The following is a 15,577-nucleotide window of genomic DNA, read 5'->3' on the forward strand; positions in this document are numbered from 1 at the left end:
CCGGAATTGAGTTTTTTGAAAGGAAGGGGAGAATAAACAAAAGCTTACATAGCGACAATTTAATAATTGCAGGTTTGACCAGTTCTATTTTGCATAATATGCAGATAAATATGCTCGAACGTGCCAGTTCAGGCGATATTGTTCGGTTTCAGTCACAGTAAGATATTGAGAAATATTAAAGGGCCCGCTTTTGGCGAGCCCTTAATAGGATAGCGTCTTTTCAGATTTCAACGGCCTACATAAGCAATTACGACTTTATCCTTATTTAATGTGCGGGAAAACACATAAGCATTGTTTTGTGGAATTACCGTATGGCTTCCTGCGCCTATTGCTGGGTGGCGCTGACGGAACTGGCCGACCGTTTGCCAGTGCTGCAATAAGGCCTGACGTTGTGCGTTGAGATCCCACACCATGTCCGAGCGTGTACCTTGGTGAAAATCATCCGCATACGGACCAACAGGTCGGCCGATTTCGTCTCCATAATAAACCTGAATCGCGCCGGGGCTCAGCAGCAAAGCACTGGCGGCGTTGCGCTGCATCTCAAATGACTTGAAGCGGCCGAAGAACAGTTCCGTATCATGGGATGACATGTAACTGACCGGAATAAAGTCTGCGGACTGCTGCATGCTATTGGCGTAATTCTGGTAGGTGTCAGCCATCTGGCTAAAACAGGCCGCGCCTTTATCGAGCTTTTTCTGCAGGTCGAAATTGATCAGTGCATCGAAGCCGTCATCAAAGTACGGGCTGCGATAAGCTGAGTGTCCCCAGACTTCTCCCATCATCCAGAACGGTTCGCCGCTGAGGTGGTGTTGCCCCCGCCACTGTTCCAGCTTGTCGGACGCCTGCTGCTTGAGGCGTTTCCATACTTCGCCTTCCACGTGTTTGACGGTATCGACCCGAAAACCATCGATACCGAACCGTTTCACCCAGTCTGTCTGCCATTCAATCAGATAATCGGTGACGGTATAGTCCGGGCGGCGGACCACGCGAGTCCCCGGGTTGTTCAATAACCATTCGGGAGGAGTGACGCCGCGTGTGGACTCGGTAACGAAATCCGGTAAGCCGGCCAGTGTCATGGTGATATCGCTGGAGCCGGGCTGAGGGTAACCGGGCAATCCTGCACGTACCCAATCGGCTCCCCACCACTGGGCCCACTCCGGGCTTTGGTAATTGATGGCCTGGTGGTAACTGTGCCAGTTTTCACCGGACTTCGGCACCCAGTCGGCCCAACTGGCAGGCATCTGACTGGTGTTGACCACCTCGATACCATCGAGTTGCAGGTCGGCCAGCGTGGCATAACCTGCATGATTTAACACGGCATCCAGCAGCACCTTGAGCCCGCGCTTGTGTGCTTCATCGACCAATGTTTTCAGATCGTCTTCGTTGCCGAAATTCTGATCGATTTTGGTGAAATCTCGCGTCCAATAGCCGTGGTAGGCGTAAAAAGGAAAACTACCGCTGTCTCCGCCGCCGACAAAACCGTGAACCTGTTCCACGATGGGAGAGAGCCAGATGGCGTCGCTGCCTAGGCTCTTGATGTAATCCAGTTTGGCGATCACCCCTTTGAGATCACCGCCATGAAAGGTACCGACTTCTTGTTGGCCGTCTTTTTTACGGCCATAACTGTGATCGTTGCTTGGATCGGCGTTATTGAAGCGATCGACCATCACAAAATAGATGTTGGCATTGTGATAAGTGAAACTGGCTTCCTCGCTGGTGTGTTCAGCCGGCTCCAGTAAAATCAGCCCACCACTGCTGGGTGACGGGGTTAGGGTCACCTGATGATCTTTGACGATGACGCGTTGCCCCGACAGGGTGTCCCTGAGCAGTGTGCCGTCGGTAAATGTTTCACCCAGTTGAAGGGTAACGGAGCCGCCCGCGTAGGTTTCACAACGAACATCTGGAATAGGCCTTTTGAATTCTTGCTTCGAGCTCTGTTTAGGCTGGCGTTTGAAGGTCAGCGTAAGCGCTGCCGCATCATAATAAAAGGCGTAATCACCGCTGAAACGGATGGGCAGCGACAGCTCAGTGGCCTGGTGACAGTTCAGTGCAATCGGGGTATTGAACTTCACTTTCTGCTCGTCGTTTGCCTGGCAGTTGCCTTCCACCCCTGTGATTTTGAGCGTGTAGTTGCCTTTGGTCAGAGGGATGACCAGCGGCGTTTCGGCTGACAGTGGAAAATCGCGACTGTTGGTGGTGGTTGAAATAGTTAGATTGGGTGAGGCAAACAGACCGGGCGAAGCCAGCAGCAGTGCCATCGATAAAGCCTTCAGTTTCATGTTCATTCCCTGTCATTATTGTTATCCATTGCTCATGATACTGCGTGGCTAAACCAGCCACATCCTTCCCAGAGCCTACGCCCCGAAATTTGCCGTCGCTCACAAACCGGCTTCAGGCGGCGTAGAGCGTGCAATAGGTTTGACGGACGGCCATGCAATAGTATGAAATAGCGACTGTTTGACGTTGGTTAAGGACATGAGACGTTCATGATTTACATTCCCCTGCCTATGGTGCTCTCACTGTTACTCATGCTGGTTGCCGGGCTGATTTACCTCAGGCGGCCAGAAAGTGGAAAGCCGGTGTGCGGATTTGTGCTGGTGTGCGCCGTGTCGCTGAGCCTGGTGGGATTACGCTGGAGTCTGGACATTGCCTTGCTGCGATTTTTGCAACCTGCCGTCGCTGCATTGATTCCGGTACTGGCATGGTGCTGCTTTATGCCGGCACACCGAGCCGGAAGCGTGTCTTGGTGGCATTTTTCCGGCCCAGCGGCGGTACTTCTGGGATCGTTCATATATCCCTGGTGGCCGTGGCCTATTGATGTGGCGCTAGTGGGGCTTTCCCTTGTGTATGGCGTGGCGTTATGGCGACTGTCCACACAACCTGCCGCGTATGTGCGATTGGAAGACAGCCGCTGGTTTGTGCTCAATGAGCGACTTGGCGCCGGGTTACTGCTGTTTTCCGCGCTGGTCGATGCATTGTTGGCCATCGATTTTGCCGTGTTCAGTGGAGAGCATGTGCTGACGATTGTGTCTGCGGCACACCTGATTATGTTACCCGCACTGGTGGCGGTGGTGATTTTGGCCAGCCGTACCATGCCATCTCTAACGGTATTATCACCCGATAACTTCACCGATCCGGAACCGTTGCCACTGGCAGCGGAAAACGACGATGACGCACGGTGCCAGATTGTCGCCCGACTGGATGATCTGATGTGCGAGCATAAATGGTATCTTGATACGGATCTCACCTTGGATCGCCTAGCGCGCAAGATGATGATCCCCGCACGTCAGATCTCGCGCGCCGTCAATCATGTTCATGGTGAGAACCTGTCTCGATTCGTCAACCGTTATCGGGTGGAGCATGCTAAAACGCTCTTAATTACGACAGATCAGAGCGTTACCGAGATCTATCTGAGTGCCGGCTTTCAGACCAAGTCGAACTTTAACCGGGAATTTGCCAGGCTCACCGGTGTCACGCCCAGTGCATTTCGTCGTCAAGGCCGCGATAGCTGCTCCAGTTTACAATGATGGTGCTGGACTACGATGCTGGTGCAGAAAGGCGGTAATGTCCTCATAGATTGTCTGATGCAGAGCTGCCCGTTGTGTGCCGACAGCATCTCGACAAATAATGCTGTCACCCTTGCTTTCTTGCTCAAGCATCGTCAGGGCATCAGGTTTGCACAACTGCAAGAAACTGAAGTGCATGGCCTGTTGGTAGACCCGGTAGCGGGTGTGGCGAAGAGGCAGATGTTCGGATAAAAAACCCGACTCCTGGCTCTGGGGAAGATCGCCAATATCGACACCTGCGGCCAGAATCAGTACCGGTATGTCAATCTGCCTGAGGCTGCTCACTGACAGACTGTGTGCCAGGCCGATATCCAACAGGATCGCGCGTTTGACGCGCACATCACGCAGGGGGTGACGTGGTGGCTCGTCGTCTTGCCGGGCAAACAAGCCCATTTCTGATGCTACACCGCATGTTCTTGGGTTTGGCGAGCGTTGACATTCGCGGCTCAACTGTTCGCGGTCCACTTCGGCACCCGTTAGCAAAAGAGTGCTCCAGCCACCTAAGGAATGGCCGATCACACTGATGTCGCGCTGATCGATATGCTCTGCCCAGAGGGGGTGTTGAGTCAGGCTGTCCAGTGTTCGTGAGAGATCAATCGGGCGTTGCCACCACTGCCGGGCATCTTGAGGCGCGTGGTTTCGGGATGTTGTTCCCGGGTGATTGACAGCGGTCACCAGATAGCCGGATGCTGCCAGTCGTGTTGCCAGCCAGTTCATATTGCGCCAGTTTCCCCGGTATCCGTGAGACAGGATTACCACTGGAAAACGGCCGGGTTTGACACTGGCATCACGAATGACCCGAGTGCCCACAAAAGCCGGATTGTCGGCAATCAGGCTGTAAGGGGTTGATTGTGATGTCGGGTACCAGACGCTGATGTGTAATGGTCGGGATGTCTGGCTATCAGCACGAAACTGAAGAAAACCGACGTCGTTTGCCTGCACCTGAGTTAAGCTAGTGAGCAGCAGCGCGATAACGATAATACATTTGTACATGGTGTGATGTCCTTTATGGGATAGAGAGCCAACAATAGCGCTCAGTCCAGATGCCAAGAGACCTGAATCGCGATCGAGGTCGTCCTCAATCGGGTTTTAGAACGTGCTAACTACAAGGAGCCAACAGTGAAAAAACATGCGTACCTGCTGTGCCGCTGGGCAGTTTTTGGGCTGGTGATGTTCTCGCCATCACTGTTCGCCGCGCCGGACTTCTTACAACCGTTTGTCGATATCCGGCAACCGTTATGGACGGTCGATATGGCTGAGCAGGATCGCCGTTTGTATGATTGTGGACTGGAGAAGGAACGAGAACGCATTTGCAGTGATGACTTTGTCTTTGCGCACACCACTGTCAGAGCAGAATGGTTTGTCTCGGGCGACCGCTTGCGACGCGCAGTGTTGCGGGCGGTTTATTCGCCGGCAAACTACGCTGATTTGCAGCTAAGTTTGCGACACTCGGGATATGGTATCGAAAGTGCGTGTGTTGAAACGCGTTGTTTTGACGTTCGGCAGGCGGTGCAGCGCCAGGGGCGTGCCGCCGCAGACAGAGCGCTGGTGACGTTCATCAATCAGCCTGGCAGTGCGCGTTCGATGACCCAGCAATGGGTGGCGTTAAGTCAGTGGGATCGCCCGAGCCCTGTGCTGCATGCAGAGTTGACCAGTGACGGACAGCAGATTCAGCTTAGTCTGATTCGGGCAGATGTTCTCGAGGATGACGATTGAGGAAGGCAATCATCGCCGATTCATCCAGGTAACCGTCGGCGCGTTTGTGCGCGCGCAGGTATTGATAGCCTGAGACGATCAGTCGTTGTTGCTCTTCGTCTGCCAATGGCTGACCGGTTATATGCTGATAGGCAATGCGGTAGGCTTCCATATCCACCACCTCCGCACGGCGATAAAGATAGCCACACCCCGTTGCCAGCCATTCCAGTGAGCAATTGGCCCGTTGTGCGATTTGATTTGCTTTGCTCAGACTTGGCTCGCTGCCTTTGAGGTATTTTCGGACCAGCCCCTCGGACAACCCGACACGGCGCGCAAAGCCGCTGATGCTTTCTTCACCAATCAGGTTTTTCAGTCGCTCAGAAAAACTCAAAACTCGTACTCCAGTTCGATTTTGTGCTCAGTATACGTTGAGCCGTTGTTGAAACAAGCATAAGGTATGGGCAGATTTTTACAGGAGAGAAGTCATGGTGGAGAAAGTAGCGATAGCACCTCAGGGGCCGGAGTTTTCTGAGCTGGTTCAGGGATACTGGCGACTGGCCGAGTGGGGCATGACACCGCAGCAGCGGCTGACGTTCCTCAAGCAACACATTGAACTGGGGATTACCACCGTCGACCATGCGGATATCTACGGAAATTACCAGTGCGAGCAGTTGTTTGGTGAAGCGTTGCAACTGGACCCGGTGGTCCGGGAGCAGATTCAGATTGTCACCAAATGTGATATCAAACTGTGCTCGGATCAATTTCCACAACGTCGCATCAATCATTACGATACCAGCGCGTCACATATTTATGAGTCAGTGAATAACTCATTGCAGCGCCTCGGGGTGGATGAAATTGATGTGTTGTTGATTCACCGTCCGGATGTGCTGATGAATGCCGATGAAGTAGCGGAAGCCTTTACCGAACTGCACAAAGTTGGCAAAGTAAAACATTTCGGTGTGTCGAATTTCAGCCCGCGTCAGTTTGAATTGTTGCAATCGCGAGTGAGCAAAGCGCTGGTGACCAATCAGGTGGAAATTAATCCGCTTAATTTTGAGGTGGCGCACGACGGTACACTGGATCAAATGCAGACGCTGCGCACCCGCCCAATGGCATGGTCTTGTCTCGGTGGAGGCAGTATTTTCTCCGGCGAAACCGAGCAATCAGCGCGCGTGCGTGCTGAGCTGGAAGCGATCCGTGAGGAAGTTGGTGCGAAAAGTATCGATCAGGTTATTTATGCCTGGGTGCGTCGCTTGCCGTCAAACCCGCTGCCGATCATTGGCTCCGGCAAGATCGAGCGCGTGGAATCCGCGGTGGCGGCTCTGGACATAGAGTTGACCCGCGAGCAGTGGTTCCGGGTATGGGTGGCATCGAAAGGACACGGTGTGCCATAAACCAAGCTTGTATTTACATTGTAAATTCCCTGGGCAGCGTCGGCTGCCCTTTTTATTGCCTGAACGCTGCCCATTCGTCCCGTTTATCTGCCGTTCACGGTGTGTATTCACCGTTGGTCGCAAAGTCCAGCGGCACCCATGGGGGTCTTTTAGTCTGAGAGTTACCAAAGACGAAAAGGAGACCGCCATGAAATTGACATTGTTTACCTCGCTGTTGCTGGTCAGCGTGCCATTGTATGCCGCGCCCAGTGACCAACTGATCGATCAGTACAATCTTGCGGCTGAAGGCGACCCCTCCCATGTCGAGCCTGTGTATCAGACTCTCCATCAGCAAATTGAATCGCACGGCGCAGACCCTCTTAGCCTGGTGTATCTCGGTAGCACGCAAACCTTAATGGGACGCGATGCTCTGATGCCATGGAATAAAATGAAATACACTGAACAGGGGCTGTCTACCATCGCCAAAGGTTTACGCCTGCAAAGTGTCAATCCTCAACCGCTGCAGGAGCAATTGATTCGCCAGGGGGTGCCTGAGTCGGTATTGACGACGGCCATCGCGGCGGCCACTTATACCTCATTACCGGACATGTTCAATCACTTCGAGCGTGGTTACGACCTCTATCTGACCTTGCTTAGCGAGCCGGTATTTACCCAGCAACCTTTTGCAGCCACCGCCTGGATTTACTTCTATGCGATCAAGGCGTCACTGCGTGCCAATGATATCGAGCACGCGCAGCAATGGACCCGTCTGATGGCTGTCCACAATGCAGAGAATCCCTACACCCAACAGGCGCAAGCCTTGCTGGCCCAAGCGGATTAAGGAGGTCTCATGCTGAAATTCAGTCAAATCGAGAAACATTACCGTCTTGGCAATCAGTCAGTGCCGGCGCTTTGCGGTGTCAGTGGCGAAGTGCAGCGCGGTGAAATGCTGGCGTTGTGCGGTCCGTCAGGATCTGGAAAAAGCACACTGCTCAACCTGCTTGGCCTGTTGGACATGGATTATCAGGGGCAGATTGAACTTGATCAGGTGCCCTGGCCTAAAGATCGCTACGCAGCGGCCCAGATCCGTCGTTCACAAATGGGATTTGTGTTTCAGAAGTTCAATTTGGTACCGATTATGACAGCGTTGGAAAACGTAGTGTATCCATTGATGCTTAATGGTGTGGCGATCAGTGATCAGCAGCGGCTTGGCCATCAGATTCTTGAGCGAGTCGGGTTGGGGGGCTTCGAATCTCATCGTCCGGACAATCTGTCCGGAGGGCAACAACAACGGGTGGCGATAGCCCGGGCCATGATCCATCAGCCACAAATTGTGATTGCGGATGAGCCTACGGCCAGCCTGGACAGCCAGACGGCAAACACCGTCATTGACATGATGAAGTCACTTGGCCATGACATGGGCACGACGTTTATTGTCGCGACGCATGATGGACGGATGGCGACGCGCTGTGATCGGGTCATGAACCTGGTGGACGGTGCACTGATACAGGAGACGATGAAATGGGCAAGCTGATTCTATCTCATGTGAAAATTGCGTATCTGAATCTGATGCGCAACCGTCGGCGCAGCCTGCTCTCGGTGCTGATCATCGCGATTGCAGTGTTTGCCCTGACCAGTGCGGGTGGGTTTGGTCTCTACACCTACGATTCGCTCAAAGAGTCCACGGCACGGGACACCGGCCATCTGACTCTCAGCCAACCAGACTATTTTATCAAGGATGAAGAAACACCTCTGGCAAATGGTCTGGCCGGCACCAACGCGCTCACCAAAGCGTTGATCGGCCACCCGGATGTGCGAGGTGTCCAGCCTCGGATAGAGTTCAGCGGACTGGTCTCAAATGGCAGTAAATCCACCATTTTTGTCGGGCACGGTGTCGATGAACACGAATTCGATATGAAAGGGCCGTTTCTTGACGTCAGACAGGGAAACACTTTGTCTTCAGTTGATTCGCAGCGTTATGACCCAGCGGAGCCGGAGGTGATGTTAGCGCTGGATCTGGCACGCAACCTCAATGTGTCGGTTGGGGATTGGGTTACATTACTGGCCACGACCAGTGACGGCGCTCTGAATGCCTATGACTTTAAAGTTCGTGGTATCTATTCGACCGGCGTACCGGAATTGGATAAACGTCAGCTCTACATCCATCTGAGCTCTGCGCAGTCATTGCTGGTGACGGACAAAGTCAGCACGCTAGCGCTGTTTTTGTTCGAGACCAGCCGGACTGCCGCGATGCAGGCATGGGTGGAAGATCAGTTGAGCCGTATGACGCTGGCGCAGCCACTGACCGTAACGCCCTGGCAGGAACGGGCCTTCTTCTACAAAAAAGTGCGTGCTCTGTACGACCGTATTTTCGGCATCATGGGGGCGGTTATGGCTCTGGTGGTCTTTGTCGCTCTGTTCAACACCATGACGATGTCGGTCACCGAGCGAACCCGGGAAATAGGCACGCTGTCAGCGCTCGGCACCTATCCCTCTGAAATTATCGCGGGCTTTATTCGCGAAGCGGGGCTGCTGGCGATACTGGGAGCACTCATCGGCGGTGCGTTAACGGCGGTGAGCTGTCTGGGACTGATGGTCGCAGACATACAGATGCCGCCTCCTCCGGGCAGAACTGAGGGTTATCCGCTCAATATCTATTTCTCAGCCGAGTTGCTGATGTACAGCGCAGTGGGGGTGCTGCTGATTTGTATTGCAGCGGCCTGGTTCTCGGCGCGTAAAGGGGTCAACAAACCGATTACGGAGGCATTGATTTATGTGTAGTTATCCGAAAAACGTTACTCTGATGGCGTTACTGATGTTGTTCAGTGTGCCGTCCTTGGCGCAGCTATCACGGGTAGAGAAAATGCTGACGCACGCGGATGCTTTCCGTCTTGATCTGGCATCGGCACATGTGGTGTCGTTGGTGACTCTGTATCAAAACGGAGAACAGGACAAGACTCGTCGTTACGACGTTTATACCCGTCCAGAACGTCAGTCGCTGGTGATTTTTAAGTCGCAGGTTGAAGCTGGGCAGAAAATGCTGATGCTAGGGGATAATTACTGGTTGCTGATGCCCAAAAGCCGTCGACCCATTCGCATCACTCCGATGCAAAAGCTGTTGGGCGAAGCCTCCATCGGCGACATTTCGACCTTGAAATGGAGTGATGATTACCACGGGCAATGGCAGGCAGAAGAGATCCTGGCACTTGACGGACAGCAGGTTACGGCGAATCGACTTGAGTTGTCGGCCGCCACTGACGGAGCCAGCTATCAACGCATTACCTTGTGGCTCACTGCCAGCGACGATTTCCCACTTAAAGCGGATCTTTATTTACGTTCCGGTAAGCTGGCGAAGCAGGCACGGTTTCATGCCGGTGATGATGATGGCAAGCGCCGAGTGGTTGCGATGACACTGTTTGATCGTATTCAGCCAGCCAAAAAAACCGTGATTGAATACCAAAGCATTGTCCCGGTGAACCTAGACGACAAGTACTATAACCCGGCTTATCTGGCCCGAAGCGACGCGGTGGAGTGGTGAGATGAGAATCTTGTTGGCGTTGCTGCTGTGGCCTTTGAGCTGTACGGCTGAAGATGTCTCGTTTGACTGGGATTGGACGTTGAGCGCTGCCACAGCACAAAGTACTGACAGCCCGTTTTTCTCACCCACTGACGCCGAGCGCCAGACACTCGATGCATTGTTGGATGTGCAGACCCACTGGCAAGGCATGACTGGGCGCCTTGCCTTGCGCGCAACGAACGTGCTCAGCAGTGACGAAGAAGCCCATGACGGAGAGGTCATTATCCAGGAGTGGTTCTGGCATCACAGCTTTGGCAGTGTGGATGTGACAGCAGGAAAACTGCGTCTCGATTGGGGCGTTGGTTACGGTTACCGGCCGCTGGACATCTTTAAACCGTATCGTCGCCATCCGGTCGGCATTCAGGTTGAAGAAGGGGCAGGCACGCTATTGCTGTCGCATTTTGATGCGCTGGGTGACTGGAGTGTCGTGGCGACCGATTCGTCCTGGACGCAGCAAGAGGGCAGTGAGCTGGAACAGGCGGCGCAGCAAAAAGGCATCGGTATCCGCCGCTATCTCTTACAGGGTGATACCGAGTGGCAGGGCATCGCATATTACGATGATGTCAGGCGTGGCCTGCTGGCAATGTCGGTGATCTCCGTTCTTGATCCGGCTTGGGAGTGGCACGGCTCACTGCTGTATCAGAATCGCTATCTCTCTTATGTCACAGATAGCTCTGCTTTCGCCCCTGAGTTGAAGACGCAAAGCAGTGGCTATCAGGGATTGCTGGGTCTGAACTGGGCCAGTCTTAGCGGGCATAACATCATTGCAGAATACTGGTATGACAGCCGGGCCTGGAGCCAGTCTGAGTGGCAAAATGTGCGGCAAAGCGCACAGCAGTGGCAGCGCTCGCCTCTGGCACAGTCTCTCGCGGCGGGATACAGCCATGCCAATCTGGTGCAACATAATTTCATGCTGCACTGGACGATGGCGGCGACTGCCTGGCGGGAATGGTCATGGAGCCGCACTCAAAACTGGCTGGATGATTTCACTCCGACCACCGATGTCTTGATCGCGCCACAGGATGGCGGAGTGATTGCCACACAGTGGTTCAACTATCTGGCCTGGGATAGTGGTACGACGTCTGTGGAAGTGGAAGTTGCCGCACGTTTTTACACCGGACGTTCCGAATCTGCTTATGCCAACCTACCGGATAAGCATATGATTCTGTTAAACCTGAAAGGAAAGTTTTGATGTCTGAACTCAAGCAACATATGTACGACAGTGCAAAAAGCCTGCTGTTCACCGCGCTGTTTTGTGTGGCCATTGCGTTTGCCACTCAGACAATATGGCCAAGTAAGCTGCAGGAACATCTGGCGATCAGTTTTGGGTACGGATTCAGTGCAGTGATTGCGGCACATCTTATCGCGTTGCTAAAGCCGAACTGGTCGTCGCGTCAGGTGAATCTGTTCGCGGTGTCCAGCTCCATGGTTATCGGCACGCTGAATGCGTACTGGTGGCTGAGTAAATACCCCAAGTTCAGTCACTTTTCCGCGATGAAACCAGTGATTGTGCTGGGCTTTATCTTCACTGTCGTTTGCTTCGTCTATTTTTATGCGCATGAACAGCGCTTGCTGGCAGAGAAGGCGCTGGAAACGGCCAAGCGCAAGCAATCTGAGCAGGACAAAGCGCTGCTCATGAGTCAGTTAAAGCAGTTGCAAAGCCAGATTGAACCCCACTTTTTGTTTAACACGCTGGCCAATATTCAGGCGTTAATTGATACCGCGCCTCAGGACGCAAAACAGATGTTAAACCGGCTCACAGAACTGCTTCGCGCGACGTTGAACACCACACGCAGTCAGCAAGGCTCCCTGAACAACGAACTGGCGTTACTTGAAGCGTATTTAGGTATTCAGAAAATTCGATTGGGCGACCGGTTGGATTACACGATTGACAACCGATGCGGTGACAACGACCTCATGCTTCCACCGCTGCTGATCCAGCCTCTGGTTGAAAATGCTATCCAGCATGGTATTGAGCCGCAGCCGCGCGGCGGTGCAGTGACGGTGACGGTGACAGAGAATGCGCAACGGTTGATGATTGAAGTTTCAGACAGCGGCGCCGGGCTGGGAACATTTCCGGATACCTGTGGAAGCGGGTTGGGATTGACCAACATTCGTCAGCGACTCATGGCACTGTATGGGGAACAGGCGCGCCTGATCATTCAGGAAAGCCCGGGTAACGGTGTAACCGCACGCATTACCATTGCAATCGAAGAGTTAACACAAGGAGAAGCGGATGTCGGTGACTGCGATCATTGCGGATGATGAACCTTTACTGCGTCACCATCTGAAACGAGAGTTGGCAGACGTCTGGCCCCAGCTCGATGTGCTGGCCAGTGCCGAAAACGGCGCACAGGCTCTGGAGCTGATCGCCCAGTTACAGCCTCAGATTGCGTTTCTGGATATCCGTATGCCGGGACTGGACGGGGTATCGCTGGCCAGGCAGCTATCCAGGCAGACAAGCGCGCCTCTTGTAGTGTTTGTGACGGCGTATGATGAGTACGCGCTCGCGGCTTTTGAGGCCAATGCCGTTGATTATCTGCTCAAACCGCTGTGTCAGGAACGTCTGCTGCAATGTGTGCGGAAGTTGCAATCTCGCCTCCAAAGCGGTGACGTGGGAGTGCCTTTGCAACTGGCATCGTTGCTGGAAAAAATCGAGCATGCATCGCGTGACGTCGGCCCACAGTATCTGCAATGGATTAAAGCTTCGAAAGGTGATGAAATTCACCTGATCGCGGCCACCGACGTGTTGTATCTGAAAGCCGAAGACAAATACGTCACTCTAGTGACCCTGCACGATACGTTTTTGTTGCGTACCTCACTCCGCGAGCTGCTCACCCAGCTCGACCCACAACAGTTTTGGCAAATTCATCGCTCAACGGGAGTCAATGTTTCGGCGATCGACAAGGTGAAGAAGGATTTTAGTGGCAAAATGCATGTGTACATTGGTGATGCGAAGTTGTCAGTCAGTCGTGCTATGCAGGCGTTATTTCATCAGAATTAATGATATGCAGGCCGGGAATATGTTCAAACCTGATACCCAGGTTAACTGAAGGTACAAAAAATAGAATTCGCCAATAATTTGACTAGTCCTTATCGTCAACTTCATGTATGTTCTGTCACCAATAGATACAATAGATTAATTCTGGTTAATTGCCGTCAGTTAGAGTTTTCTCCGGTATACTAATACCTGTTAAGTTGCATAGCTGAAAGAACAGAATCAAGTAAGATGTGGTCGCGCGTAAAAGTCGTGGTTTATCTACACTTTATGGACGCGATACAACGGATTCCTGAAGTCGTGAGGGTCGGATGAGTACAAATGTTTTGCTGCAAAAAGCGATGGTTGAAGAAGTCAACGGGGAAGTCATCGCTGTCAATGAAAAAGGGCTGGCCCGAGTGGTTCGCCCAGGTGATGAGTTGCTGGCTGGGGAGATTCTTCTGACGGTCAACGATGCCTCTGCTGTTGTAATGATCAATGGTCAGCCAACGGTCGTCGACCAGAACTGTGTGGCATGTCTGGCACAGCCACACGGTGAGGACACCGTATTCGAGGCATTGGCTCAGACTCCGCTGGGGGGCGCCGTTGCTATCGATCCGACTCAACTGGATAACACGGGCTTTGGCGCCGATGAAATTCTCGCCATCCAGGAAGCCATTCTGGCCGGCGCTGACCCGACCGAAATTCTTGATCCAACCGCCGCGGGTGGCAGTGATGGTTCTGCGAACGCCGGTTTCGTGACGGTGGACTACCTTGGGCCGGAAGTACTGGCCGCGACATTCTTTGAAACCGCAGGTTTTAACAACAGCTTTGAATCTGAGGATGAAGACCCGTTTAATCCGCTGGTGTTTGCTGCTGGCGGTCAATCTCTGGCAGGCGAACTGACAGAAGGTTCATTGACCCTATCGACGTACCCGCAGTCTATAACAGTTTCAACTTTGGTTCAGGCGGGCGATTTGCCTCTGGATGCCACGTCTTTTGTTCCGGACCCGGTTTCTCTTGCTTCTCTTTTGGCGGAACTCAATTCAGATATCACGTCTTCCGGACAGCCGGTGACCTTTACCTATGACGCTGCCAGTAATGCCATCATTGGTGAACTCAATGGTAGTGAAGTTCTGCGCATTGACATAACAGCCACTTCGGTGGGTAAAAATATTCAGTTGGATGTAACCACGACGATCAGTCAACCGATCGATCATGTCCCATCAGTCGGGGGGGGGCAGGTTGCCATTAATGGCGATCAGATCAACATCAGCTTCGACATCACTGGTTCAGATACTGGGGGGAATGCGATTCAACAACCGATTGATGTGGTGGTTGGCATCAACGATGGTGTGGATCCTGCGCCGCAAGATGTAAATATTGAAAATATTGAGTCGTCCAGTGCTGTAATTGAAGGCACCTTGGTTGAAATTGGCAGTGATGAACTGCAATCGGTGACGTTTGACTCGTCCGCGCTGGCGCAATTTGATGGCCTGATGAGTGATAATCAGGCGGTAGCCGCCACTCTGTCTGAAGATGGCACAAAAATTACTGTGACGATTGCCGGCAGTGACGAGGTCGTACTGACGGTCTCCGTCGGCACTGACGGAAAATTCCAGTTCGAGCAGTTCAAACCGCTTGAGCAGACCAACAGCGATGACACCATTAAACTGTCATTGCCAACCACCATCGTCGACTTTGATCAGGATACGGTGAACAACACCATCAACATCAGCATCATCGACGGTGACAACCCTGTGATTGATGATGTGAGCGGTTTAACGCTGGACGAGTCTGGTGTGACCGATGGCTCTCAGGAAGGCAGCGCCATCACGTCAGGTAGTGGGACCATCAGTGCTACTCAAGGCAGTGACATTATCGATCACTTTGAACTGGAACCTGCGGAGTTTAATCAGGATGGTGCTCTGATGTCTCAGGGGCAGGTGATTCAACTGGAGTTGGTGTCAGACGTTAATGGTGTACGCACCTATGAAGGTTACATTGAGCTGAATGGCAGCCGCGTGACCGTGTTTGATATCAAACTGGATTCTCCGTCTCTGGGAGAATACGAGTTTAACCTTTATGAGCAATTGGATCATACGGGTGCAAACGACGAATCCTTGAGCATCAATCTGCCAGTGTATGCCGTTGATGCCGATGGCGACCGCTCTTCGTTGACTCCAGGGGCGAAAGATTCTGAAGCGGCGCAGATTGTGATTGAAGTAAAAGATGACGTTCCGACCATCAATGATGTGGATGCGTTGGATGTCAGCGAAGACGATCTGGCCAATATTGGCTCCGATCAGAGCGATCCGGTCAGTGTCGATGGCAAGTTCACCACCACGCAAGGCTCGGACGGGGTGGTCAGTTACCAGCTGGACGGCAG

At 52.9% G+C, this 15,577-nt stretch carries 14 protein-coding genes; 11 read left to right on the plus strand and 3 right to left on the minus strand.

Features of this window, described 5'->3' with window-relative positions:
* Nucleotides 1-227: 227 nt before the first annotated feature.
* Nucleotides 228-2,279, minus strand: coding sequence for an alpha-amylase (locus tag CAG64_RS23075; protein ID WP_040902854.1), 2,052 nt, complete (start codon nt 2,277-2,279; stop codon nt 228-230).
* Nucleotides 2,280-2,486: 207 nt separating this feature from the next.
* Here CAG64_RS23075 and CAG64_RS23080 point away from each other — a divergent pair, with 207 nt between their 5' ends.
* The gene (locus tag CAG64_RS23080) at nt 2,487-3,527 is read left to right on the plus strand and encodes a helix-turn-helix domain-containing protein (RefSeq protein ID WP_021706176.1); all 1,041 of its coding nucleotides are present in this window, start codon (nt 2,487-2,489) and stop codon (nt 3,525-3,527) included.
* On the opposite strand, the gene CAG64_RS23085 is transcribed toward CAG64_RS23080, so the two are convergent.
* The gene (locus CAG64_RS23085; protein WP_161457689.1) at nt 3,519-4,559 is read right to left on the minus strand and encodes an alpha/beta hydrolase family protein; all 1,041 of its coding nucleotides are present in this window, start codon (nt 4,557-4,559) and stop codon (nt 3,519-3,521) included. The genes CAG64_RS23080 and CAG64_RS23085 overlap by 9 nt on opposite strands.
* A gap of 126 nt (nt 4,560-4,685) precedes the next feature.
* Here CAG64_RS23085 and CAG64_RS23090 point away from each other — a divergent pair, with 126 nt between their 5' ends.
* A complete protein-coding gene (locus CAG64_RS23090; RefSeq protein WP_161457688.1) occupies nt 4,686-5,282 on the plus strand; it encodes a hypothetical protein in 597 nt (198 codons plus the stop codon).
* Here CAG64_RS23090 and CAG64_RS23095 read toward each other — a convergent pair.
* Nucleotides 5,242-5,652 carry a helix-turn-helix domain-containing protein gene (locus CAG64_RS23095; RefSeq protein WP_161457687.1) on the minus strand — a complete coding sequence of 137 codons (411 nt, stop codon included), beginning with the start codon at nt 5,650-5,652 and terminating at the stop codon, nt 5,242-5,244. The two genes, CAG64_RS23090 and CAG64_RS23095, sit on opposite strands and share 41 nt — an antisense overlap.
* A 94-nt stretch (nt 5,653-5,746) precedes the next feature.
* Here CAG64_RS23095 and CAG64_RS23100 point away from each other — a divergent pair, with 94 nt between their 5' ends.
* The 9 genes from CAG64_RS23100 to CAG64_RS23140 form a co-directional block, all read left to right on the plus strand.
* On the plus strand, nt 5,747-6,655 hold the full coding sequence (locus tag CAG64_RS23100) for an aldo/keto reductase (protein ID WP_161454746.1): 909 nt from the start codon (nt 5,747-5,749) through the stop codon (nt 6,653-6,655).
* 187 nt (nt 6,656-6,842) lie between these two features.
* The gene (locus CAG64_RS23105; RefSeq protein ID WP_161457686.1) at nt 6,843-7,475 is read left to right on the plus strand and encodes a hypothetical protein; all 633 of its coding nucleotides are present in this window, start codon (nt 6,843-6,845) and stop codon (nt 7,473-7,475) included.
* A 9-nt stretch (nt 7,476-7,484) separates the two neighbouring features.
* Nucleotides 7,485-8,168: an ABC transporter ATP-binding protein gene (locus CAG64_RS23110; RefSeq protein WP_161457685.1), complete on the plus strand. Its 684-nt coding sequence runs from the start codon at nt 7,485-7,487 to the stop codon at nt 8,166-8,168.
* A complete protein-coding gene (locus CAG64_RS23115) occupies nt 8,156-9,415 on the plus strand; it encodes an ABC transporter permease (protein ID WP_161457684.1) in 1,260 nt (419 codons plus the stop codon). Before CAG64_RS23110 ends, CAG64_RS23115 begins: the two co-directional genes overlap by 13 nt.
* Nucleotides 9,408-10,172, plus strand: coding sequence for an outer membrane lipoprotein-sorting protein (locus CAG64_RS23120; RefSeq protein WP_021706167.1), 765 nt, complete (start codon nt 9,408-9,410; stop codon nt 10,170-10,172). Before CAG64_RS23115 ends, CAG64_RS23120 begins: the two co-directional genes overlap by 8 nt.
* 1 nt (nt 10,173) lies before the next feature.
* The gene (locus CAG64_RS23125; RefSeq protein ID WP_161457683.1) at nt 10,174-11,403 is read left to right on the plus strand and encodes a hypothetical protein; all 1,230 of its coding nucleotides are present in this window, start codon (nt 10,174-10,176) and stop codon (nt 11,401-11,403) included.
* On the plus strand, nt 11,403-12,476 hold the full coding sequence (locus CAG64_RS23130; RefSeq protein WP_161457682.1) for a sensor histidine kinase: 1,074 nt from the start codon (nt 11,403-11,405) through the stop codon (nt 12,474-12,476). The genes CAG64_RS23125 and CAG64_RS23130 overlap by 1 nt, the downstream gene beginning before the upstream one ends.
* Complete coding sequence (locus CAG64_RS23135) at nt 12,448-13,215, plus strand: LytR/AlgR family response regulator transcription factor (protein ID WP_161457681.1); 768 nt, start codon at nt 12,448-12,450, stop codon at nt 13,213-13,215. Before CAG64_RS23130 ends, CAG64_RS23135 begins: the two co-directional genes overlap by 29 nt.
* A 305-nt stretch (nt 13,216-13,520) precedes the next feature.
* Nucleotides 13,521-15,577, plus strand: a 2,057-nt coding sequence (locus tag CAG64_RS23140) for a retention module-containing protein (RefSeq protein WP_161489366.1), incomplete at its 3' end; no start/stop codon positions are given.

Origin of the sequence: Vibrio sp. V38_P2S17PM301 (genome assembly GCF_009904845.1) — a bacterium.
In the GTDB taxonomy this organism is placed as follows: Bacteria; Pseudomonadota; Gammaproteobacteria; order Enterobacterales; family Vibrionaceae; genus Vibrio; species Vibrio proteolyticus.